This is a genomic window from Nitrospiria bacterium (genome assembly GCA_035517655.1).
Taxonomy (GTDB): domain Bacteria; phylum Nitrospirota; class Nitrospiria; order JACQBZ01; family JACQBZ01; genus JACQBZ01.
In genome coordinates this window covers 1-22981 of record DATIYJ010000027.1, presented here as the reverse complement: position 1 = coordinate 22981, position 22981 = coordinate 1, and the positions used below count along the sequence as shown (strand labels likewise).

General features: G+C 55.3%; 17 protein-coding genes and 1 riboswitch. Of the genes, 9 read left to right on the top strand and 8 right to left on the bottom strand.

Features of this window, described 5'->3' with window-relative positions; genetic code table 11:
* Window positions 1-844, top strand: an 844-nt coding sequence (locus tag VLY20_05680) for a class I SAM-dependent methyltransferase (protein HUK56129.1), incomplete at its 5' end; no start/stop codon positions are given.
* A 42-nt stretch (window positions 845-886) separates the two neighbouring features.
* Here VLY20_05680 and VLY20_05675 read toward each other — a convergent pair.
* The 4 genes from VLY20_05675 to VLY20_05660 all read right to left on the bottom strand — a co-directional run bounded on the left by VLY20_05675 (window position 887) and on the right by VLY20_05660 (window position 7801).
* Window positions 887-2320 (bottom strand): right-handed parallel beta-helix repeat-containing protein, encoded by a 1434-nt coding sequence (locus tag VLY20_05675; GenBank protein HUK56128.1) that lies wholly within the window; start codon window positions 2318-2320, stop codon window positions 887-889.
* 82 nt (window positions 2321-2402) lie between these two features.
* Complete coding sequence (locus VLY20_05670; protein ID HUK56127.1) at window positions 2403-3968, bottom strand: fibronectin type III domain-containing protein; 1566 nt, start codon at window positions 3966-3968, stop codon at window positions 2403-2405.
* Between the two features lie 37 nt (window positions 3969-4005).
* Window positions 4006-6105, bottom strand: coding sequence for a fibronectin type III domain-containing protein (locus VLY20_05665; GenBank protein ID HUK56126.1), 2100 nt, complete (start codon window positions 6103-6105; stop codon window positions 4006-4008).
* Between the two features lie 48 nt (window positions 6106-6153).
* A riboswitch (cyclic di-GMP riboswitch) is annotated at window positions 6154-6271 on the bottom strand.
* 213 nt (window positions 6272-6484) lie between these two features.
* Entirely contained in the window at window positions 6485-7801 is a 1317-nt protein-coding gene (locus VLY20_05660) for a sigma 54-interacting transcriptional regulator (protein HUK56125.1), read from the bottom strand.
* Between the two features lie 202 nt (window positions 7802-8003).
* Between VLY20_05660 and VLY20_05655 the strand changes: the two genes are divergently transcribed.
* From VLY20_05655 to VLY20_05620, 8 genes are all read left to right on the top strand, one after another.
* The gene (locus VLY20_05655) at window positions 8004-9605 is read left to right on the top strand and encodes a hypothetical protein (protein ID HUK56124.1); all 1602 of its coding nucleotides are present in this window, start codon (window positions 8004-8006) and stop codon (window positions 9603-9605) included.
* Between the two features lie 102 nt (window positions 9606-9707).
* Complete coding sequence (locus tag VLY20_05650; protein ID HUK56123.1) at window positions 9708-9884, top strand: hypothetical protein; 177 nt, start codon at window positions 9708-9710, stop codon at window positions 9882-9884.
* A gap of 82 nt (window positions 9885-9966) precedes the next feature.
* Window positions 9967-11520: a sigma-54 dependent transcriptional regulator gene (locus VLY20_05645; GenBank protein ID HUK56122.1), complete on the top strand. Its 1554-nt coding sequence runs from the start codon at window positions 9967-9969 to the stop codon at window positions 11518-11520.
* 62 nt (window positions 11521-11582) lie between these two features.
* The gene (locus VLY20_05640) at window positions 11583-12095 is read left to right on the top strand and encodes a diguanylate cyclase (GenBank protein HUK56121.1); all 513 of its coding nucleotides are present in this window, start codon (window positions 11583-11585) and stop codon (window positions 12093-12095) included.
* Between the two features lie 13 nt (window positions 12096-12108).
* Window positions 12109-13044, top strand: coding sequence for a polysaccharide biosynthesis/export family protein (locus tag VLY20_05635; protein ID HUK56120.1), 936 nt, complete (start codon window positions 12109-12111; stop codon window positions 13042-13044).
* A gap of 74 nt (window positions 13045-13118) precedes the next feature.
* On the top strand, window positions 13119-14267 hold the full coding sequence (locus VLY20_05630; protein ID HUK56119.1) for a hypothetical protein: 1149 nt from the start codon (window positions 13119-13121) through the stop codon (window positions 14265-14267).
* A gap of 10 nt (window positions 14268-14277) precedes the next feature.
* On the top strand, window positions 14278-16446 hold the full coding sequence (locus VLY20_05625) for a polysaccharide biosynthesis tyrosine autokinase (protein HUK56118.1): 2169 nt from the start codon (window positions 14278-14280) through the stop codon (window positions 16444-16446).
* Between the two features lie 22 nt (window positions 16447-16468).
* A complete protein-coding gene (locus VLY20_05620) occupies window positions 16469-17860 on the top strand; it encodes a TIGR03013 family XrtA/PEP-CTERM system glycosyltransferase (GenBank protein ID HUK56117.1) in 1392 nt (463 codons plus the stop codon).
* A gap of 12 nt (window positions 17861-17872) precedes the next feature.
* Here VLY20_05620 and VLY20_05615 read toward each other — a convergent pair whose 3' ends face one another.
* The 4 genes from VLY20_05615 to VLY20_05600 are packed head-to-tail and all read right to left on the bottom strand — an operon-like array spanning window position 17873 to window position 22626.
* Window positions 17873-18280, bottom strand: coding sequence for a hypothetical protein (locus VLY20_05615; protein ID HUK56116.1), 408 nt, complete (start codon window positions 18278-18280; stop codon window positions 17873-17875).
* A 21-nt stretch (window positions 18281-18301) separates the two neighbouring features.
* Window positions 18302-21463, bottom strand: a complete 3162-nt coding sequence (locus tag VLY20_05610) for a VWA domain-containing protein (GenBank protein ID HUK56115.1) — start codon at window positions 21461-21463, stop codon at window positions 18302-18304.
* A gap of 6 nt (window positions 21464-21469) precedes the next feature.
* Window positions 21470-22300, bottom strand: coding sequence for a CbbQ/NirQ/NorQ/GpvN family protein (locus VLY20_05605; protein HUK56114.1), 831 nt, complete (start codon window positions 22298-22300; stop codon window positions 21470-21472).
* Window positions 22297-22626, bottom strand: a complete 330-nt coding sequence (locus VLY20_05600) for a hypothetical protein (GenBank protein ID HUK56113.1) — start codon at window positions 22624-22626, stop codon at window positions 22297-22299. The genes VLY20_05605 and VLY20_05600 overlap by 4 nt, the downstream gene beginning before the upstream one ends.
* Window positions 22627-22981: the final 355 nt, after the last annotated feature.

Here is a 22981-nt window from a genome sequence, read left to right as displayed (position 1 = left end):
TGTCGTTGAAAAGTCATCCATGAATGAAAGACAAAATGTAAGAAATTATTTTGATCGAGTTTCGGATGATTACCTTAGATATAAGTATTCGCCGAAGAGAAGGTCGTATATGTCTGTAAGGCAGGAAAAAATGCTTTATTTCATCGACAAATACTTGGATCGAAAAAAGAAGAAGGTTTTGGATGCAGGGTGCGGTCCTGGGTTACTTGCAATGAAGCTACAGGAAAAGGGTTACGATGTGACGGGAATCGATCTATCGAAAGAGATGCTGGCGTTGGCTTCGAAACAATTTTCAAAATCGAATTCATCTAAAACGATTCCATTCCTGGCGGCGGATATCGAGAACATTCCTTTTATCGATAACTGCTTTGATATGGTATCGACCGCGGGTGTGATTGAATACTTGGCTGGCGATGACGTCGTTTTGCGGGAGTTTAGGAGAGTGCTGAAAAATGACGGGCTTTTGTTGATCTCCGTGACAAACAAATATTCTTTTAATTTGCTTTTTGATAATTTCTTCGAAATTCTTGGAAAAAACGCATTTTTGTTTTCAATCATGAATTGGGTTAGAAAAATATTGGGCATAGGAAGAATGGAGCGGAAAATGTTTGAGATCCGCAAGCATGCGCCGGCTCTTTTTAAAGAAAAGTTGTTGGAAAACGATTTTTATATTATGGATTCCACTTACTTTTATTTCTCGCTCTTGCCGCATCCGTTCGATATTTTTTTTCCGAGATTTTTCGAGGCTCGAGTCGGAAATGCTTTGGAACGGCTGGGAAGAACGAAGCTGGGATGTCTTGGTGAAGGGTATCTCTTAATGTGTCGAAATACGAAGCAACCGTAGAATTGGAACAGGAGATGATCCGATGGAGCTTTTAGGAATGACTTATTGCACTCGGAGATTACTCGGCGGGTTGATGGTGGCTACCCCCGTCCCTACATTTGTAACGTCGGCCCCCATGTTTGCTCCACCTTGCCCGGTGCCTAGCGAAGGTGAAATGAGTGAAAGCGCAAAATCCCCAAGTAGTGTTAAGTTTCCAGATAAATTTAAAAACAATGGATTCGATGTGATCGAATGCGTATCGGGATGACCCCCGGCATTTAATTCAGTAGAGGTTTTCCAGGCTGTCAAAGAGGTATAGGTGGTATCGTTGGATTGATAAGTATGGGTCTCGACCTTGAATGATCCAGTACCGAAATTATTGTAATCCGTCTCTATAATACCTTCCGTACTATATCCAAACCCCATCGTCTTTCCGGTGAACCCGATGCAAATGTTGTTGTAAATCACGATGCCCGTGGCTTCGGTAAAAGAGATGCAGGCTTGGCTGCTGGCCGACACATTGGGTCCATAAATCGTGTTGTTATAAATCGTTGAAGGACCACACTGGGCGCCTACTGAGCAGTTAAACGCGATTCCACCTCCGTTGTTAGCGATTACATTATCATGAATAGTAGTATTAGTAACGTTTGTCCCATTGGTATTCTCGCCCTGAAATCCATTGCCTCCGTTATCGTGAATCCAGTTATATCGCACGGTCCAGTTATCACCATTTTCCTTAATGAAGATGGCATTGCCTCCGTTATTATAATACTCATTGTTCTCGATGGTCACATGATCCCCGTTATAGGATTTGGTCGCATCCCCGTTTGGATTAGTGTCTGGAAGATTGTGAATTTTGCAGCCGTGGATCAGGACATAAGAGACATTGTCCATTCGCAGAAGGTCGCGATTGTCAGTGGAGGAAATAGTATGAGTCCCACCGTTGATCTCGCAGTTTTGAATCGTGACGTTGGTGATCCGGCTGGATGTGCCAGTTCCCTTCAATAGGATCTGAGCACCTGTAGTTCCTCCATCGGATTGAACATGAAACCCATCAAAAGTGATGTAACTCTGCGAAATGGTAAAAACTGTGGTGAGATCGACGGAATATTGAACTCCTCCGTTGGTCGTTGTTCCGTTAAAAACTGGCGTCTCTCCAGTGTAGGCTTGAAACGTGATGGGTGAGCCAGACGTACCGGCATTATGGGGATAGTAAGCCCCGCTGTTTAAATCCCCTGTGCCGGAGAAATATGGGACGGTGTATGTGCCACCTCGAAAATTTACCACGTCTCCCGCCACGGCATTGCTCATCGCAGTCGATACCGAACACGCCGCCGTTCCGTTCAGCGGGGCGGTCCCGGTGCAATTGGCCCACGCGGCCGCTCCGGTGTTGCTGACCCAATAAGTTCCGGCCTGGGAAATTCCCGCGCTTGCCATCAGTGCCGCTCCGATGATAAAAGCGGCAAGAACGTTTTTAGTCCGGCCATGGATTTGCATCTTAACCCCCCCGGCTAAACAATAAGCCACAAAACGGTTTTCTGTCCTAAAAATTCTGATTCCATCTAGAAACCGCATGTTTTTATGATGTCCCCGCAATAACCTTGCTCACCTCGTTGGAAAACGGACTTTCATTCCCGTTCTCATCCAAAGCCGTGACCGCGAAGTAATAAGTTCCCGGATCAAAGCCGTCCAACGTATAAACGGTTGTTCCTTTCACCTTGATCGCCTGGCCGTTGTATGGAGTCAGCGGGAGGGTCGTTCCGTAGTAGAGTTTAAAACCGGCCAGATCCGACACGGATGATCCGTCCGCGTTGATCGTCGGCTTGTCCCAGCTCAGTGTGGCCTTTCCCGGGCCCGAGCCGACGGAACTTTCGGTCTGAACGTCCGGACCGGAAGCGGAGGAATCCCCGCAGCCGGAAATGGACAGGGTGAAGATGCCGATGAGGAAGAGGTGGGTTAAGACCGGTTCCAGACGAGTGGCTCTATTCGCTCTCTTGTTATCTCCGACCTGCATGAGGTTCTCAATATTTTCAAGAATAGAGGATGAAATTAAAACGGTCAAGGTGTGGTTGAGTGAGAATAGAGAATGCACCGTTAATTCTTTGATTTTTCTTCGGATAAGTCCAATGAGTACAAATATGAACAGGGCCGCCATGTCCGCCGCCTGAGCGGGGCCGGGAGGCTTGCCGTTGGTGGGGAAGACCATGCCGCATCCACCGCTTCCGCCGACGCTGGTATTCGCACCCTCAGAAGCCGCAGTCGCCGAGGCGTAAACGGTTTGTTGGTAGTTCCCGCTGCTGTCGTAGGTCGAAGCGGAATAATAATAGGTGGCGCCGCTCTGAAGCGACGTTTGGGTCGTGCTCATGGCTTGATCCGGTTGGCCGGTGAAATCGCCCAGAAGATCTCCGTCGTTGATTTCCGACGGGAAGCGGTCCGTCCGGTAACGGATCCGAACCCCGACAAAATCCGAATCGGGCGGGTTGGTCCAGCTCAAGGTGATTTGTTGACCTTCCGACTGGGCCGTAAAGTTCCGGGCGTTTGCGGGCGGGGTCGTATCCGGAGGACTGGTGGTGGTAAAAACCAGATCTCCCGAAACCGACAGGTTGCCCGCGCTGTCCTCGCTTTTCACCTGATAATGATAGCTCTGACCGGGTTGAAGTCCGGCCAGGGTCTGGGCATGGCTTGTGACGAGCGAAGGACTATAGGCCGTGGCGGAACCGTAGGCGGTTGTCGTGCCGTAGGCCACCTGGGAAGTTGCGGTTTCGTCCGTCGACCACGCGATCACGGCCGAAGTGCCGGTGATGCTGCCGGCCGAAACGGCGCTGATTTGCGGCGGAGTCGTGTCCGGAGGAGTCGGGGACGGCGGCGGGCTTGTGTCGATAAAAGTTTTGCTGACCTCATTCGAGTAGCTGCTTTCGATCCCGGAACTGTCATAGGCGGTGACGGTGAAATAGTAGGTTCCAAAGCCCAGTCCCGTGACCATGTAGGTGGTTTGAATTCCGACGTCGACCGGAATTCCATAGTGGCCGGAGGCCGTTCCATAGTAAACCTTGTATCCGGCCAGGGTCGGGTCCATGTCGGGGTTCCATGATAACACGGCATCTCCCGCGAAGGCGTAATGAGATTGGGCCGAGGCGATGATCATAAGCATACCTGTAAGCGTGCCGATCAAAAAAGAACGGTCAGGCTTTTTCATTAATCGCAGTCCGGTGATCCGTTAAAAAAAATGAATCCTCAGTGCAATTATATTCTACACGATGTCCTGCGAACGCATACATTATATCCGACACGGGAAGCTTGTCAAAGATTTTGTTCCGCCGTATTTCCCTCTTGATGATCGCGATCAGGATCACGGCCAGGAAGCCCACCATGTCCGCCGCCTGGGCGGGGCCCGAAGGCCTGCCGTTGCCGGGGCGGATCATCCCGCATCCTCCGCTCGCGATCGTATTGCCCGGGTTCCCGGAATCGCTCGAGGAGGAAGACATCACCGTCGCCGAGGCATAGGCGGTGTGTTGGTAATTCCCGCTGCTGTCGTAACTCGAGGCGGAATAATAATAGGTGACGCCGCTCTGGAGCGAGGTTTGAATCGTGTTCATGGGCTGATTCGGCATTCCGGCGAAATCGCCCAGAAGGGTGCCGTCAAGGGTGCCGTCGTTGGTTTCCGATGGATAACGGTCCGTCCGGTAGACGATCCGAACCCCGATAAAATCCGAGTCGGACGGGTTGACCCATTGCAACGTGATTTGTCGAGCTCCCGCCTGGGCCTTGAAGTTATGGACGTTTGCTGGCGGGGTGGTGTCCGGTGCGGCCGAGGTTGTAAAGGTGTTATCGCCGGAAGCGGCAAGATTACCAGCGGCGTCGGCGCTTTTCACGCGATAATGATAAACCGTCAAGGCCGTGAGTCCGGTTAGGGTCTGATTGTGGCTGTTCAGAAGAGTGGCGTTGAGCGTGGTGCTGTTGCCGTACGCGGTGGTCAAGCCGTAGTCGGCTTGCGTCGTCGCCTGCTCGTTGGTTCCCCACGAAATCGTCGCGCCGTTTGAGGTGATATTGCCGGCATTGATCAAGGACAACACCGGCGGGGTGGTGTCCAGCGCGGCCGAGGTTATGAAGGTGTTGTCGCCGGAAGCGGCGAGGTTGCCGGCGGCGTCGGCGCTTTTTACACGAAAATGATAGGTGGTGGAGGCGGTCAGGCTAGTCAATCCGACGCTTTGGCTTGTGACCAGGGTGGAGTTTATAGCCGTGGACGAGCCGTAGGCCGCGGTCGTTCCGTACTCAACCTGGGAGGAGGCCGCTTCGTTGGTTATCCAGGTGATGGTCGTGGTTATGTTTGTGATATTGCCTGCGCTGATCCCCGAAATGACCGGCGGAGTGGTGTCCGGCGCGGCCGATGTGCTGAAGGTGTTGTCGCCGGAGGTCGCCAGGTTGCCGGCGGCGTCGGCGCTTTTTACGCGAAAATGATAGGTGGTGGAGGCGGCCAGGCCCGTCAACCCGAAACTGTGGCTTGTAACCAGAGTGGAATTGACCGTGGTGGACAAGCCGTAGGCCGCGGTCGTTCCGTACTCAACCTCGGAGGAGGCCGCTTCGTTGGTCATCCAGGTGATGGTCGCGGCTCCATTTGTGATATTACTCGTGGTAATCCCCGAAATGACGGGTGGGGTGGTGTCGGGCGCGGCGGAGGTGGTGAAGGAGTTGTCACCGGAGGTCGCGAGGTTGCCGGCGGCATCCCGGCTGAGCACGCGGTAATGGTACAGCGTGGAGGCTTGAAGCCCGGTCAGCGATTGGGCGTGCGAGGTCACCAGGGCGCCGTTGAGCGCGGTGGAGGACCCGTAGGCCGTCGTCGTTCCGTATTGGACTTGAGTATCCGAAGGTTCATTCGTAGTCCATGCGATGCCGGCGCCGGAGCTGCTGATACTACCGGCGGCGATGGCCGAGATCACGGGCGGTGTCGTATCGGCAAAGGTTTTGCTGGCCTCGTTCGAATAGCTGCTTTCAAGCCCGGCGGTATCGTAGGCCGTGACGGCAAAATAGTAAGTCCCGGTGCCCAGTCCTGTGACGGTGTAACTGGTTTGATTGCCGGCGTCAATGGACGTGGAGTAGCTGTGGGAGGCGGTGCCATAGTAAACTTTGTATCCGGACAAACCGGTCTGGGTGCTGGGATCCCATGTCAACGCGGCGTCACCGGCCATGGCGGAAGATATACTCTGGAAAAATAACATCATGAGGACAACCGGGACTGCGATCGCGATTTTTAGGGTGTAACTGTATTTCCATGTGGTATCCATGACGTCCATGCCCTTCTGTACAAGAAAGAAGCCACCAAAGCAATTCCCTTTGGCGGCTCGGCGGGCATGGCGTTTGTGCGCTCGGACTGGCGGAGCCAGATCCTCGCTCGGCTTTAGCCCCGTTGCTCTGCGTCACAGGGTTTCCCCTGATTTGCTCTGAGCAAAGGATGACCGGACGTTGTACTTCGTTCGGCCGAGTATTCTCACCCATAGGTTATGCAAGAGCCTTGCTAGTTGAATTAAACAGGCTCGGAAGTCATGCAGATGATTGAAAATGCTAGTTTTTAAGGCTGGGTTGCGATATTTTTTGGAGGGGGATTGCCGATTGAAATCTCAAAAAATTAGAATATAATTTTAAAACTTTGAAATCCTCGCGTGGCTAGGGTTTCGAAAGTTGTTTGATGTTGATGCCGAGCTTTTTGCACTTATAATAGATGCTTCCCCGGCTGACTTTCAGAACGTTTGCCGCCTTGGCCGTGTCCCAGTTGCAACCTTTGAGGGTCTCGATCAGCAGTTGTCTGTTGATTTCGTCGAATGATTTTGACGGGGTGTCGATGTCGGCTCGGATTTCAAGGTCTTTGTCGTCGATGAGATGAGGGGGGGAAGTTGTGATAAAGGCGTTGTACAGGGTGTTTTCCAGTTGTCGAACATTTCCGGGCCAGTGATAGGTCCGAAGTTTTTCGATGGCCTTGGGGGTGGGGATCGGGCGCTGGGAAAGCTTGTGTTCTCTTTCGATTTTTGAAAGGACATGGTCGATCAACAGCGGGATATCTCCCTTCCTATCGCGAAGAGGCGGGAGCTCGATCTGGACGACATGAAGCCGGAAATAGAGGTCGGATCGAAATTGTCCGGTTCGGATCGCCTCTTCAAGATCTTTGTTGGTCGCCGTAATCAGGCGGATATCGGAAACGAGTACGCGGGTTCCGCCCAAATGGCTGAAGGATTTGTCCTGAAGAAATCGGAGCAATTTGGCCTGTGCGGATATGGAAAGTTCCCCGATTTCATCCAGGAAGATCGTTCCTCCCTGAGCTTGTTCAAACCATCCCTTCTTGAGTGCCGAGGCCCCGGTAAACGCCCCCTTCTCAAATCCGAACAGCTCGCTCTCGATCAAACTATCCGGGATCGCGGCGCAATCCAACGCCACAAAGGGCGCGCTCCGGCGGGGACTGAGGGAATGGATCGCTCTGGCGACGAGCTCTTTTCCGGTGCCGCTTTCTCCTCGAATCAGAACCGAGGCCGAGCTGTCCGCGACCCTTTCAATCGTCTTGTAAAGACGGTGCATCAGAGGGTCTTCTCCCACAAGCAGGCCGAAATGAAGGTTCCGCAGGTCCGCTTCGGGGGGCATAAATTCCGGTTCTTCCATTTTTTCGGAGGGGCTCGATTCGATCAGCGGTTTTGTCACCTCGTCCGAAAACACATTGAATCGGAGCGTGAAGGGGTAAATGCCGACGTCGCATTCGTCCTCCATCGGCTGGACATCCTCGACGCGGACCGTGTCCAGGTAGGTCCCGTTCGTGCTGTGATCTTCAAGAAGATATCGTCCGCCGCGTTTTTCGATCACCGCGTGCAGGCGGGAGACCAGCGGGTCGGAAAGAACAATATCGTTGTGTTCGGATCGACCGACCGTTATTCGGTTCTTGGCTAACGTCGTTTTCCGGAGGAGTTTGTCATTGAGGAATACTTTGACGTCGAGCATGATAACCTGACACATCCACTGAATTGCGTTTCATCGGAGGCCCAATGGGTTCAGGGCCGGTCCCTGAACTTTGTTAAATCCTTGAAAGATAATAGTACCGTACCCAGCCCTTAACGAGCAAGTGGTATTTTTTGAGGATTCGTGTTAAGATTAAAGGCTTTCTATTATTCAGACGTCGTCCGGATCGGATGGTTCACATCGAGTGGAAGGCAATTTGGCCAATCCCCATTATAGGATCGGTGCCGCGGTCGTTTTATTGTTGGTAACCGCCGGCGCGGCGCCCGCGTTTTCAGCCGGCCCGGTTCAACCGCCATCGAGCGAGATGATCATTTTCAAAAGAATCGGACTTCTGAATCCTGAAGATCGGACCCGCCAACGGTACGCAAAAAATATCGGAAACCAGATCCGGCGGGCGATGGCTGAGACCTTCCGGTTTGAAATCGTTCCCCAAGCGAAACTCTCCAAGGAGCTTCCGTTGCCCGCATCCGATTTAATCGACCTCGGGAAAAAGTTTGAATTGGACGGAATTATCACCGGCATTGTTGAAGTCAATGGGAATGATCTGAAGATCGACCTGGTCCTTTTGGAGGCGAAGACGGGCGAGTCTTTTGCCCGAGAGTACGCCATCGTAACAAACTTCAGAAGCCCCGATGCCATTGAGAAAGGGGTCCGGACCCTTGTCGGCAAGTTGATCGGGAGAATCCCTTACCAGGCGGTGACCACCTTTGTTCAGAATAACGGCAGGACGGTCACGATCAATGCAGGGCAACTCAACGGACTCGGCCAGGGAATGCGGCTGCAGGTGTTTCAGATTGTAAAGCTGCGCCGTCACCCCTTTACTCAGGAGGTCATCGGGATGGAGAAAGTGAACGTGGGAACATTCGCCGTTGTTCGCGCGGATGAACGGCTCTCCATTGCAAGACCGCTCCGTTTGGAAAAAGGCCAGGTCGTTGGCCCGGGCCAGTACGTGGCTTTTAAACCATCCGCCGCGGTTCTATCCGATATGGACTCAAAAAAGAAAGAGCTTCTGGCCGCTCAAGAGCGGGAATGGTTGATCTTGGACGCCGCGGCCCGGAAAGAGGAGGGACACGGGAAGCCGGCCCCGGCGCGGAAAATCTCGAAGGGAGAACTGGCCGTGGATGCGGGAACGGCCTGGTCGGCTTACCGTCTGGATTCGGACCAATTGGTGTTCGACCGAAAATTGTCGGCCTTTCCCCTGGCGAGCGTTTCCGGTGAACTCTGGATGCTTTCTTCTCTCGGGCTGGATGCAAGCTATCAAATCGGGTTCGCGAAGATCGAGAGTTTGGGCGGCAGCTCGGTTAACGTCAGGACAAGACCCTATTGGTATTCCACCCATTTGATCTATCGCGTATTTCTATGGCCCGAAACGACCGGGTTGGAGTTGATCGGCCGTGCGGGATACGGTTGGTACGTTGATCGGGTCTCCGACACGGATAATCAGTTTCTGAGCAACGCCCGGTATCGGGGTCCAAGCGTGGGGCTGGAAGCGCGACTTCCGCTCACGTTGAAAATGAACGTCCGCTTTGGAGTTGATTATCAGCCGGTCTTGAGGGTGGATGAGCATCCGGTAACCAGCGGGGACGACTCTTCCTCCTGGTCGATCGGATTTCGCGCAGAAGGACGTTATCGTTTGCAGTCGAATCTTTGGGTTTCAATCCGCTATCTTTTCAGTGATTTGATCTCAAGTTATTCCGGATCAGGCACACGGTCCGGCGGTGTGACGGGGGCCAAAACGAGAGACAAACTCAACAGTATCATGTTGGGTCTTGCAACGGAGTTTTAAGTGGCAGTATATATAATGGAGATTTGAATTTGGACCAACCGATTTTCTGGTCTGATAGTTGCAAAGTATAAGAGCGGATATTAAATTAAGGAGAATCAGACCATGTGGAGACGCTACAATCAGATCTTTATCGTGCTTTCTGGTTCCGCGTTTTTGATTATAGGGGTTATTTTTAGTTTTTCGCCGGAACTCCTGAAAAGAAGCGAGGTTATGACAACTCTTTTCATCGGAATCGGTCTTATTATTTTGACCGGTTTGGCCAAAAAGAAATCCGCCTGAAATAGGTAATCCGTAATCTTCAAATATTTCTTGACACTCGGATTGCCTCACTCATATTATTTAGCTTAGAAGATGCTATAATATGGAAAAGTTTTTCCATTTTATGCCGAATAAAGGAAATGGCAAAAATATGCCATATACCGGTTTGACGGATAATTCTATGGTGAATAGTCCGATATTCCTCATTAGCAGTGATCCGATTATGAGGAATTATTTGAAGAGTTTTATATCTCATTTTGATCAAAAAATTTATATGGCATTGAATCCGGAGTCCTTTTGGGAAGAATTGGCTTCCGTTAAACCGGCAGTGGTCGTTTACGACCTTTGGCGGATTAATCCCGATACCCTACAGTACCTGCAAAGATTCAAGCAACTTGGGGATTCCACAAAGGTGATTCTGCTGACGGGTCAGATCCAGGTTCCATTTTTAAATGACCTGTCGTCCACGGCTTCATGGAAAATTGTAACCAAACCGTTTCTTCCTCAAGAGCTGAAGACCCATATCTTGGAAGCTTTCCAAGAATCTCGGGGCGCGGTTCTACCGCCGAATGACCTTGTCACCCCAATGCCGGTGAGCGGGCAAAAGGGATATCATCCCCAGTTGCTTTTGGAATCCAGCCACCGCATGCAGGAGGTCAGGGCGGTCATCGATCATGTTTCGAATACGAATGTGACGATTCTCATTCGGGGAGAAAGCGGGACCGGGAAAGAGTTGGTCGCCCGGAGTCTCCATGAATGTTCGAATCGATCGGGGAAACCGTTTATCACGGTGCACTGCCCCGCGATCCCGGAAGGTCTGCTTGAAAGCGAGTTGTTCGGGTACGAAAAAGGGTCCTTCACGGGGGCCTTCCGCCGACGTCCCGGAAAGTTCGAAATGGCCAATCACGGGACGATCTTCTTGGATGAGATCGGCGATATTCCATTCGAGCTTCAATCCAAACTCCTTCACGTTTTGCAGCGGGGGGAGTTCGCCCTGCTGGGAGGGAATGAACAAAAAGTGGATGTTCGAATTCTGGCCGCGACCAACAAAGACCTTGAGAAGGCCGTCGCGGAGGGAACCTTTCGTGAGGACCTCTATTATCGGCTGAACGTCGTCAGCATATCACTTCCTCCGCTTCGGGACCGCAAAGAGGATATCCCGATGTTGATCGAATGCTTCCTGCAGAAGTACAATCAACAATTCAATAAAGCATGCCGTCAGCTTGGGGCCGACATCATGCAACATCTGATGAACTACGACTGGCCGGGTAATGTGCGGGAGCTGGAGAACCTTGTCAAACGGATCGTGATCATGGGCCAGGAAGAAATGATTATCCACCAGTATTTGAAGGAAGGACGCAACAAGATCAACTCCAAGCCTGTTCCGGACCTGTCGAACTCGGCGGAACCGCAACCTCCGGCCGTGGAGCGTGTGAAGGAGGCGGGTCATCTTTCCGCGTTTTTGCCCCTTAAGCAGGTCGCACGCGAGGCCATGAAAAAGGCCGAAGGGGAGGCGATCCTGAAAGCCCTGGAGCAGACGCGTTGGAACCGCAAGGAGGCGGCGCGGCTCCTGAAAATCAGCTATAAGGCCCTTTTGTACAAGATCCGACAATGCAATTTGGAGGGGGAGCCGGACACGTCCGAGCCGGTCCGCTAACCTGAGTCCGATATCCTGCGCACTGTAGATCAATCGTCATGGGCTAGCGAGGAGAAAAAGTCATGATGTCGAATTCATCCAATCCGGATAACCGGGGTGACAACCGATGGGTCCAGCCCCTCGACAGAAATTTTTTCGAATATCTTTTGGAACTTGAAGTTCGAAAGGCGACCCGGTATTTGTATTATTTCTCGCTGCTGGTGGTTCAATTGGACGGCCTCAAGAGCCGCGCCGCGGACGCGGCGGAAGAATCCGTGCATCGGACGTTGGGTTTTCTGATGCGGGATGAGATTCGGGGGACCGATCTTCTCGGAAAGCGGGTCGACAGCAGTTTCTTTATCGTCCTTCATTATACGGATTTGGAGAACGCCATCAAGGTCGGACAGCGGATTCGTGAGCGGGTGGAGCACTACACCTTTGATTCCGGCACGGAGAAAGACCGTCGCACCATCAGCATCGGCGTGTCCTGTTTCCCGACGACGGCCAACGACGTTGCGGGGTTGATCCAAAAGTCGGAACAATTGCTGATGAACGCCCAGGAAAGAGGGGGCAATCTGGTCAGCATGCCGGATTGAGCGAATGGAGTAGATGAGATTCTTAAGACCGCATTGCAGAACCGTTTTGATGGGTGCGCTCGGCCTCTTGGCGGCGGCCTGCGGTTCGATACCGCATCGACCGGACTCAACCCCCAAAGGAGGTCCGTCCATCACCGACCTTCGTGTGATGGACCTCTCGGACAAAACGGAAATCGTGGTTCAAGGCGAGAAGCCCATTACCTATACGTACCTCCTGCTGGATAATCCACCGAGGGTGGTCATCAATCTTCTCTCCATGACCCGCGGCTCCTACGATCACACGATCAAGGTGGATAAAGGGGCGATTCGTGAGATCACCGTTCGCGACGGTCAATCTCCGCCCCCGGCCGTTCAGTTGGAGGTGCTCCTCAATCAGTTCCTTAAGCCGGACATCCGGACCCAGAGCAACTCGTTGTTGGTTGATTTTCCACGGCCTCAGATCGACGGTCAACGGGTGGTGGATGAGTACCGCATTGGACCGGAGGACGTGTTGGAGATTATGGTCTGGAAGAATGCCGACCTCACGCGGACGGTGACGGTCCGGCCGGACGGGAAAATTTCGCTGCCCTTGGTCGGGGATGTTCAAGCCAGCGGTCTGACCACGGAAGAACTCAAAACGATCGTGACCCGGCGGATGAAGGATTACATTGCCACTCCGGAGATCTCGGTCTTGGTGACCACCATTAACAGTTATTTCTATTACATAACCGGGGAAGTCGCCCGGCCGGGAAAGTATCCCTTAAAGGAGCGGACCACGGTCCTGCAAGCGATTTCCGTGGCGGGAGGGTTTACACCGTTCGCTTCTAAAAACGGGATGGCGCTGTTTCGCAAGGATCCTCTGAACGCCACCGAGGTCAAGTTCCGGGTCCGCTATGATGACATCATTTCGAGCGAAGATCCCAAGAAGAATCTCGTGATCCAATCGGGGGACACCATCGTCGTCCCCTGAAGGACGCCGAGGAAAATGAGGAAAAACTGAGCGGCAGCCATTTTATCAAAACAGTTTCGGCGCTGATCGTAGGGATGATCGTTGTTCCGAGCCCCGCTCAAGGAGCATGGCAATGGTTTTCGGAGTTGGATTTGACGACTCGATACGACTCCAACGTGCAGCTTCTTCCCGACGGTCAGTCGGACATGGTCTATGTGATCGGACCGCAGGTGGGAATGAAATATCAAGGAACGAATATGGACGTCACGGCCAGCTATGGTCTTCAAGCGGAATTATTCGCGAATCATCACAACTTAAATCAGGTCCTCCAAAACCTGTCCCTGGACACGGATTTCGGCCGGATGCTGATGTCGGCGTTGCCCAAAGGTTCCACGTTTCATGTTCATGAACTGATGTCGTATACGCCGACATTGCCGAATTTTCAATCGTTGGTGACCCCTTCTCCGGGTGTGACCACCGGCGGGGTCATCACGCCTTTGACGAGAACGTTTACGAACGTCTTCGGGATCGATGATACGACGCCGCTGTCAACCCTGACGAGGATTGAGGTGGCGTATAGCAACAGTTACACCAATTTCCAGGACCCGTCGCTGATCGACACCCAAACGAACCATATCCAACTGAGCGTCGGCCATGATGTGAGCCGCACCGATGTGGTCACGACCGGTTATTCCTATAGCCGGGTGAACGCCTACGGTGGGCCGATTACGCATCTTCATTCGATCAGCGTGGGAGATAAGCATGAATTTTCTCCGATCATGACCGGGACCGTCGAGGGAGGCGCGGTCGCCATGATACTCCCGGATCAGAATCGGCCGGAATTCTCGGCGCAGGGGAGTCTGTCGATATCGAGGCAGTTTAAGGAACAGGTCCGGTTGAACGCCCGGGTCAGTCAGGAAACGAATACCTTCAGCGGCATAGTTAATACGGCGCTGATCACGGACACCGGGGCTCTTTCCCTGAGCCGACAATTCACCCCGAGTCTCGGCGGGGAGGTTTCCGTCAACGTTGCCCGGAACTATTCCACGAACGCGGAGAAGAGGACCGGTGTGCTGATCGATATCCGTTCTCAGGGCGCAAGCCTGGGACTGCATTACCAGGTTACGTCGTGGTTGCTGAGCGATCTGACGTACGGGTACCTCCGACAGGAAACGTTCGGAAGTTATCAGGACGGATTGATCGACAATCAATGCAGCTTTACGCTGCGGGCGAAATGGTCTTAAGAGAGGTCGGATGTCCGCGCAAGTGAACGAGATGGTTTGGCAGGATTATTGGGAGATGTTGTCGCGCCGGCGATGGTATCTGATCATCCCGTTTACGTTGTCCGTGATTATCAGCCTTGTGCTGTGTTTTGTGCTCCCCAAAACCTACAGAGCCTCGACGTTGATCATGGTCGAACAGCAGAAGGTTCCGGAGGACTATGTCAAATCGACCGTTTCGACCGACATCGACGCAAGGCTCGGCAACATCCAGCAACAGGTCACCAGCCGGTCCTTCCTGCAGTCCGTCATAAACGACCTCGGGCTTTATAAGGAGGGCGCGAAGGAGACGCCCGACGCGTTGGTGGACACGATGCAGCAACACGTGGAGGTCAAGGTCGAGAGAGGAGCCCGGGACATCGAGGCGTTCAGCATTTCGTACGAGGGCCCGGACCCCCGCACCGTGATGTTGGTGACCAATAAAGTGGCCTCCCTGATTATTGAACAAAATCTCAAGGTGCGCGAACAGTTTGTGGAGGGGACTTCCGACTTCCTGGACAGCGAACTGAACGAGATCAAGGCGGAGTTGGAGACGCAGGAGACGAAGATCAGGCAGTTCAAACAGAAATTCATGGGAGAACTTCCCGAACAAACCACGGCCAACCTGAGGACCCTGGATCGGCTTCAACTCGAGCAACAAACTCTCGGCGAGGCTTTGTCCAAAGCCAAGGAACGACGGGCCATTTTATTGGAGAGCAGTTCCAGGCCGGCGCCGTCCGAGTCGGATCGCGCGACGGCCGATCCATTGCAGGCGATGACGCCGGCCCAGAGGTTGGTCCGGTTGCAAAGCGAACTGACGGATCTGCAAACGCGCTTCACGGACAAGTATCCGGATGTTATTCGTCTGAAAAGTGAGATCACAGAGCTGGAAACGCAGCTCAAGGCGGATGCGGCCGACGTCAAAGAACCGGGTGCCGGCAAGACGAAGGACGGGGACCAGAAAAAGGGGACGGTCGAGACGGAGGCGGTTCCGAGGGACGATTTGCAGGGACAGTACAGTCAAACCCTTCTTGAAATCCGTCATCTGGAAGACAGACAAAAACAGATTGTTGCGGAGATGAAGGCCTACGAGGACCGCGTGGAAAACGCGCCGCTTCGCGAGCAGCAGATGCTGGCGTTGATGCGGGACTACGAGAGCACCAAGCAGCATTATCAATCCCTGCTGGACAAGAAACTCAACGCGCAGATTTCGGAAAATCTTGAAAAGCGGCAGAAGGGGGAGCAATTCCGCATTCTCGATCCCGCCGTTTTGCCGACCACGCCGTATAAACCGGATCTGTTCAGGATCGTCCTGATGGGTTTGCTCGCGGGTCTCTCCTCCGGAGGAGGGGCGGTTTACCTCCGGGACATGATGGATAAATCCTTCAAAAAAGCCGAAGAGGTGGAGTCGGTTCTTCGCATCAACGTTCTGGCCTCCATCCCGAATCTGGGCGAAAGCGTGAAGCGCGGAAGGAAATCGGCGAGCCTGACTGAAAAATTGGATCCGACGCTGGTATGCATCACCGAGCCGGTATCGATCGCCGCCGAGCAGTATCGTGTCGTGTGCGCCAAACTGACGAAACTCTCCAAGGACAAGGGACCGCGCATCATCGCGGTGATCAGTTCCATCCAGAATGAAGGAAAAACCTTGACCTCGATCAACCTTTCCGCGGCGCTGGCCAAGGACTTCGACCGCCGCGTTTTGCTCCTGGAGGTCGATTTCAAGAACCCCACCCTGGCCCGACTTTTGGGCCGGACGATGAACGGGGGTCTGGTCAATCTTTTAGCCCGGCAGACCGATCTGTCCCACGTCGGCCTGACCTACTTTGACGGCCGTCTCACGGTGGTGCCGGCCGGAAAGAGTCTGGGGGACGACCTCCGTCTGTTGAGTTCGGATCAGGCCCGGGAATTTTTACAGCAAATGAAGGGCCGGTATGATTATATCGTGCTGGACATTCCACCCATTCTTCCGCTGGCCGACGCCAGTGTGATCACCGAACTGGTCGACGGGTTGATTATGGTCATCTGGGCCGGTCACACCCCGCAGCATATCGTGAAGCGGGCCATGGCCGATCTGGATACCGATAAGATCGTCGGCATCGTGTTAAACAACGTCAGCGCATTTATGTCGCACTACTACTACTATCATCACCAAATAAAATAGAGTGCCTAAACGGACGTGAGCCATGTTGTTGTCCAGTCGGGGAAAATTAATCCGGCGCATCGGATTCATATTTGTCGAGAACCTGCTGATCTCCCTCTTCGTTCTGCTCGCCGTGGCGGTTCGATCTCTCGTTGACGGCTCGGATCCCCTGGCCTACAGTCTCATCTACTACAAGGCGTTTCTGATCGCGTCCATCTGCCAGCTCAGCTTCTATTACAACGATCTTTATGCCATCCGCTTGCTCAACCAGCCCCGCGAGTGGGCGATCAAATTCATCCAGTCTCTGGCGGCGGCCGCGATCCTCTTGGCGGTGGTTTATTATCTTTTTCCGTCCTTGATCATCGGGCGCGGGATTTTTCTGATCACGCTTTTCCTGCTTCCTCTCGCGGTGATCGGCTGGAGATGGACGTGCGACCGGCTCAGCCGGATCGGACCGTTGAGGGACCGGGTCGTCATCATCGGCTCCGGTTCCCTGGCCCGGAAGATCGGGGAAGAGGTGCTGCAAAACCATCCGGGGAATTATGAGATCGTCGGTTTTGTCGACGAGGACCCGAAGAAACTGGGGGAGAGCGTGGTCAACCCGAAGGTCATCGGCGATTACTCCGTCCTCTCCGCCATCGTCTCCCAACATAATATCGACCGTGTCATTGTCGCGCTCCAGGACCGCCGGGGCAAACTGCCCGTAAACGTTTTATTGGAATGCAAGTTCCAGGGGACCTGGGTCGAAGACGGCGTCAATTTCTATGAGCGGTTGGTCGGAAAGATCATCGTTGAAAACCTGAAACCCAGCTGGTTTATTTTTTCATCGGGGTTCCGCCAATACCGTCTGGCCCGCATGGCCAAGCGCGGCATGGATGTTCTGTTGGCCACCGCGGCCCTGCTGGCAAGCTTTCCGCTTTTTCTGATCATCGCGCTGCTGATCCGCATGGATTCCCCCGGTCCGGTATTCTTCCGCCAGGAGCGGGTGGGGGAGGCCGAAAAAATCTTCACCTTGTTGAAGTTTCGATCGATGCGCGTGGACGCGGAAGCGGCGACGGGGCCGGTCTGGGCTCAGCACCAGGACAGCCGGACCACGGCGGTGGGCCGCTTTCTTCGCAGGACGAGGCTGGATGAGCTGCCGCAACTGATCAATGTTTTGAAGGGCGACATGAGCTTTGTGGGGCCCCGCCCGGAACGGCCTTTTTTTGTGGCGGTGTTGCTCCGGGAAATTCCATACTATGCGGTGCGCCACACGGTGAAACCGGGGATCACGGGGTGGGCCCAGATCAAATACAGCTACGGGGCTTCCATGGAAGACGCGTTGGAAAAACTTCAGTACGACCTTTTCTACATTAAAAACCTTTCGATATGGCTGGACCTGACCATCATTTTTGAAACCATCAAGGTCGTCCTGCTGCGTCGGGGCTCCCGCTGAGCCCGCGGGCCGTCACCCCTTCGGGCCTTCCCTCGATTGCAACAGGTCCCGCCACTTCTCCGGACCTTCTTCGATTTTAAAATTCTTCGTGGCGATGAAGGTCCCGCCGTGATAGAGGTTCACCTTGTATTTCCCCCCGCCGTATTTTTCCGAAAGAAAATTCATAAACGACGAGGGCTGGAGGAGGGACTCGAAGTCGGAAAAGCGATACAGGTCCAGGTCCAGAAACTGGACGATCATCCCCACCTTGTCGCTCACCATGATCTTGATGTCGAAGTCCCGGTGCATCGTGCGGTAACGGGACTGCATTTCCACCAGCGGCATTGCCCCGGTGGAAGCGGTGCGGGTGATCTTTCGGACGTACTCCTGAAACATGTCCCAGATCCAGCCGTGATACGGCTCGTTCTGCGTCGCGGTCATCGGTTCGGCGTCTCCCGTCGTTCAGGTCGTCAATCGTTTGTAAATGCGGGGCAGTCTGTCCGGAAGGGTGGCCACCCGGTCGATGATCGTATGACCGACCTCGCCGTACATCTCCGTCACGTACCGGCTCGCCTCCCGGTCGACCGTGATGCAGTAGGGGTGAACGCCGCGCATCCGGGCTTCCCTCAGCGCCCGCTTCGTGTCCTGGAGGGAGTAGGCGCCGGCATAGCCGGCGTCCAGCGGTTTTCCATCGCTGATCAGGAGGAGCAAGCGGGTCTTCGCCGGTTGTTGCTCGAGTTTGGCGAGCGTGTGCCGGATGGCGGTTCCGTCCCGGTTCTGGTTCATGGAGCGCATCGCGCCGATTCGTTCGTGGACGAGGGGATTGACGGCGTCGGAAAAGTCTTTGATGATGTAGAAGTCCACGCGGTCCTTTGAATCCCCCGAAAAGCCGTAAATGGCGAAGGCGTCGCCGACGGCCTCAAGGGCCTCGGCCATCAGAATCAGGGCCTCCTGTTCGACGTCGATGACGCGCTTCCGGGCGGACGGAATCTGCCGGCTGGTCGAGCCGCTCAGATCGATCAGGAACGCGACGGCCACGTCCCGCACCAGCTTCTCGTTCTTGATGTAGAGGTTTTCCCGGGGTGTCTGACCGCTCCGGAGCTCGGTGCGGGCCTCGACGATGGCGTCCAGGTCGAGCTGATCGCCGTAGGCCTGACGTTTGACTTTTCGGAAGGCCTCGGGCCTCAAACTCTGGAAATGGCGCCGGAGCAACCTCAGGACCGGCGCGTAGGAGGTGAGGGTCTGCCGAACCGTTTGGCTCGATCCGGGTTGCAGACGGTGCTCGCGCAGACGACACCACCGGGGGCGGTATTCCTGGGCCGCGTCGTCCCATTCATCGTACAGAAAGGTCGCGGTCTCGGCGTCCGGGGCGGGCTCCGGATGGGTTGGAGCATTTTGGAATCCGGGATCGGGCGCAATTTCTTTCGGCGCCCCTTCCGTTTGGGCGGTCTCCAATGTTTTTTTCTGGGACTCTCCCGCGGAGGATGCGGGGGGAACGGACCCGAAACGGCCCGGATCGATCGGAACCGTCTTTTCCTCCGGACCGGACCGGACCCGATCGGGCTGAATCACACCGCGGTAGGAAAACGTGGACGGAGAAGGCCGCGTCTCGCGCCGCGGCGAAGCCGCGGTCGGATCGGCCGCCGGATCCGCATGGGGATCCGGCGTCTTTTCCTGCACGCCCAGCGGGTCGCTTTCCCCCTTTACGGCCGGCCAGCGCCGGAATTGTTCCTCCAGAAAGCGGTAGAGGCGGGCCAGAACCTTCAAGGAATCGGAGGCCGTCGCGGCCGGGTTCTTGACCTCGAGCAGCAGATCGTAGGCGGCCGAGACGGTCTCGGCCAGCTCCAGCGGGACCTCGGTCGTGTCCGTGACCGAGAGCTGGAGCAACGCTTCATAGACCGCCGCCCGGGGAGGAAGGCCTTCCAGTTTCGGCCGGGACTCAAGATCCATCGCGACGATCCGGTCCATGTCCCGGCGCGCTCCGGGATAATCCGCGCGGATCCGGAAATCGACCCGGGCGTCTTCGATAACGGTCCAAAGCGATCGCGCCCAGACCGGGCTCGGAAAGAGGTTGAAATAATCCGCGGCCGTTTGGACGGAGCCGGAATCCGAAAGATCTTGGCCCCGCCCGTCCCCCGCCTGCCGGACGGGCAGGGGCAGGCGGGCGTATTCGGCCCGCACCTCTTGGATAAGGTCCCGCAGCTCCGCGAAGTCGGGTTGATACGTTCCGAATTCGAGGTGGCCGGCTTCATGCAGCGTGGCGGTCTTGTACAAGCGGAAATTGTCCTCGTCATCGGGATAGAGTCGGATTCGGGACGGCAGATAGATCGTCCGCCCGTCGCCGGTCGGGGCGTCGCCGACCGTCTCGCGAAGGCTTTCCGGCAAATCGGTCGTCGGTTTGATCGCGACGGCCCGTCCGGACAAGCCCTCGGCGTACAACGCCAGCGTCCGGCCGACCGTCTTGAGCGACAGTCCGCCCATGAGACGCTCGGCCGTTTCCTGCCCGGTTTTCGAACGTCCGCTGAAGAACGCCCGGGCGCGCTCGGGATTCACGGTCAGCAAGGTCAGACCGGCGTCCACCCAGGCCATGAAGTCGGCCGTGTTATATCCGAAGGTCCGGAACGCCTTCGAGCCTTCCCGCAGATAGTCCAGGACGATGCCCGGTTCCCGGTTAAAGCGAGCATACGGCTCCGCGGGCGCGAGCGCGGGGGTGCGGGGGGCATGGGAGGACCCTGTCCTTTCTTCGCCGGAGCGGCCCCCCGATATAACAGCCTCGGCTAATCGAAGGGCCTGGGAGAGGAACAGCCGGCGATCGCCCGGTGCTTCGATTTCCCGAAGAATCGTCGGAGCGGATCGAAGATAGTCCATTCCAAGCGCGGCCGATCTCCAAGACAGGACGACTCCCAATTCCAGGAAGGGCTTTCGGAGGTCCGGGGGTTCGAGGCTCGCGAGGGTTTCGGTGCTGAGGCGGAAAAATTCAATCGCTTTCAGATAGTCGGGTTTTCCCAGCGTGTTCGGCTCGACGAGGCGACGGCCCAACTCGACCCACCGCGGAAGATCGCCGATCGGGATCTGACGCAGGACCATCGGACTGATCCGGAAATACTCGACCGCGAGCACCGTATCCTCTTCGGCCAGCCGACGTCCGGTTTCCATCCAGACGGTCAAGTCGTCCGTTCCGACTTCGGCCGGCAGGTGAGGACAGGCCCGAAGGAAGTCCATGATTACGCCGGCATGACCGTCGCTGAGCTCGAGCCCCAGCCGCAGGAGCGGAAGCCGCCGGAGCGGCGGGATTTCGGACAGAAGGTCCGGGCTCTCCGAAAAATATTTCTGCGCCGCCGCGGAGGACCGGGAGGCCATCGCCGTGCCCAGGTCCAGCCAGGAGAGGGTCGGCGTCGGTCCCAGGGTCCGAAGGACGTCGGCCAGATTTCGAAGACCGATCGCGGCCGATTTCGGCGAGGCCCCGATCAGCTCTTCCAGCAATTCGAAGAGCGTGCTCCGGTCCGACGGGCTGAGGGCGGCCAACGACTCCAGGAACGCCCTCCGGCTTTCGTCGTCCAGCTCGCGGCCGGAAAAGCGGGCCAACGCGGGCGGGAGCGACACCGGTTGCTTGGGGTCCGTCATGGCCGATCAGGGAAAGATGGAGTTGACGATTTCGGAGATGCTCCGGTGCATATCGGGGTCGTCCGTGATGGGCTGGGTGACGGCCGCCTCGCACGCGGTCCGGGGGTCGATGCCTTTTTGGATGAGCTCGCCGGCGTAGACCAGCAGGCGCGTGCTGACGCCCTCTTCCAGTCCGTGGTTTTTCAAATTCCGGACCTTCTCGCCCAGTTTGACCAGGCTTTGCGCGACGGCCTCGCCCAGGCCGGTTTCATGCTGCAGGATGCGGACCTCCATTTCCCTCGGAGGATAGTTGAACTCGATCGCCATGAACCGCTGCTTGGTGCTCTGTTTGAGTTCCTTGAGCACGCTTTGATAGCCCGGGTTGTACGAAATCACGAGCATGAACTCGTCCACCGCCTCGATCACCTGGCCCTTCTTCTCGATGGGAAGAATCCGCCGGTCGTCCGTCAAGGGGTGGATCACGACCGTCGTGTCCTTGCGGGCCTCCACCACCTCGTCCAGGTAGCAGATCGCGCCGTGCTTGACCGCAAGGGTCAACGGCCCGTCGACCCAGACGGTCTCGTCGCCCCGGAGGAGATAACGCCCGACGATGTCCGAGGCCGTCAGGTCTTCATGGCAGGCGATCGTGATCAGCGGGCGCTTGAGCTGGAAGGCCATGTGCTGTACGAACCGGGTCTTGCCGCAGCCCGTCGGGCCTTTGAGCATGACCGGCATCCGATTCCGGTAGGCGGTGCGGAAAAGCTCGGCCTCGCTCCGGACCGGAATGTAAAAAGGCTCCTGCGCGATCCGGTACTGATCGATCTCCAGTTCCAGTCCCTTGAGGCGTTCGGCGCTCATGAGCTTGACTTGACCCGGTGGGTGAGCATGAAGACGATGACGGTGAGGATCGTCCCGTAGAACAGGATCATCTTATACCAGTAGGTGACCAGCGGATCAACCTCGTAGACCTTGAACACAACGCCGGCCGCGATCACAAGGATGATCACGCCCCATTTATGCCAGGTCTCGACGCTGCTGTGGACGAACAGGACGATGCCGGACAGGAAGATGATCACGGGCATGATGTCCAGGTCGTGTTCGATGGAAAGCAGAACGTTCAGGAAACCCATGATGATCATGGTAAGGCCGATCAACCGCTCGACCGACAACAGTTTATTATCCACGAAGCCGTCTCCGGAAAGAGGGGGGTAGCGTAGCACAGATACCGACGGTGTGTCAACGAGGGTGCCAAAGGCACTTTGCAAGGCATTTCTATTTTGGGTTGATAAGGGATTTTTTAGGTCTTGACAAGTAGAAAAATTTCCTGTACAAAACGCGAGAATTGCCATTCGATCATCCCTGTAGCAAATTACATCCCGATGGACCATTACCTCGGGATTTGCCAAAGGCGTAGTCGGTGAAGAGACCTCTTGTAGCCGCTTTTTTCTATCTCCTCGTTCTTATCGTTTCCAATATTATCCAAGCCCAGGCCAGCGACGAAACCTACATTTATGACGAGTTGGGAAGACTGATCGCCGT

What these genes read in the sequence shown, in the direction of transcription:
- VLY20_05675 (HUK56128.1), bottom strand. Translation starts at nt 2,320, where the DNA reads ATGCAAATCCATGGCCGGACTAAAAACGTTCTTGCCGCTTTTATCATC.
- VLY20_05670 (HUK56127.1), bottom strand. Translation starts at nt 3,968, where the DNA reads ATGATCATCGCCTCGGCCCAATCTCATTACGCCTTCGCGGGAGATGCC.
- VLY20_05665 (HUK56126.1), bottom strand. Translation starts at nt 6,105, where the DNA reads ATGGATACCACATGGAAATACAGTTACACCCTAAAAATCGCGATCGCA.
- VLY20_05660 (HUK56125.1), bottom strand. Translation starts at nt 7,801, where the DNA reads ATGCTCGACGTCAAAGTATTCCTCAATGACAAACTCCTCCGGAAAACG.
- VLY20_05650 (HUK56123.1), top strand. Translation starts at nt 9,708, where the DNA reads ATGTGGAGACGCTACAATCAGATCTTTATCGTGCTTTCTGGTTCCGCG.
- VLY20_05645 (HUK56122.1), top strand. Translation starts at nt 9,967, where the DNA reads ATGGAAAAGTTTTTCCATTTTATGCCGAATAAAGGAAATGGCAAAAAT.
- VLY20_05640 (HUK56121.1), top strand. Translation starts at nt 11,583, where the DNA reads ATGATGTCGAATTCATCCAATCCGGATAACCGGGGTGACAACCGATGG.
- VLY20_05635 (HUK56120.1), top strand. Translation starts at nt 12,109, where the DNA reads ATGAGATTCTTAAGACCGCATTGCAGAACCGTTTTGATGGGTGCGCTC.
- VLY20_05630 (HUK56119.1), top strand. Translation starts at nt 13,119, where the DNA reads ATGATCGTTGTTCCGAGCCCCGCTCAAGGAGCATGGCAATGGTTTTCG.
- VLY20_05625 (HUK56118.1), top strand. Translation starts at nt 14,278, where the DNA reads ATGTCCGCGCAAGTGAACGAGATGGTTTGGCAGGATTATTGGGAGATG.
- VLY20_05620 (HUK56117.1), top strand. Translation starts at nt 16,469, where the DNA reads ATGTTGTTGTCCAGTCGGGGAAAATTAATCCGGCGCATCGGATTCATA.
- VLY20_05615 (HUK56116.1), bottom strand. Translation starts at nt 18,280, where the DNA reads ATGACCGCGACGCAGAACGAGCCGTATCACGGCTGGATCTGGGACATG.
- VLY20_05610 (HUK56115.1), bottom strand. Translation starts at nt 21,463, where the DNA reads ATGACGGACCCCAAGCAACCGGTGTCGCTCCCGCCCGCGTTGGCCCGC.
- VLY20_05605 (HUK56114.1), bottom strand. Translation starts at nt 22,300, where the DNA reads ATGAGCGCCGAACGCCTCAAGGGACTGGAACTGGAGATCGATCAGTAC.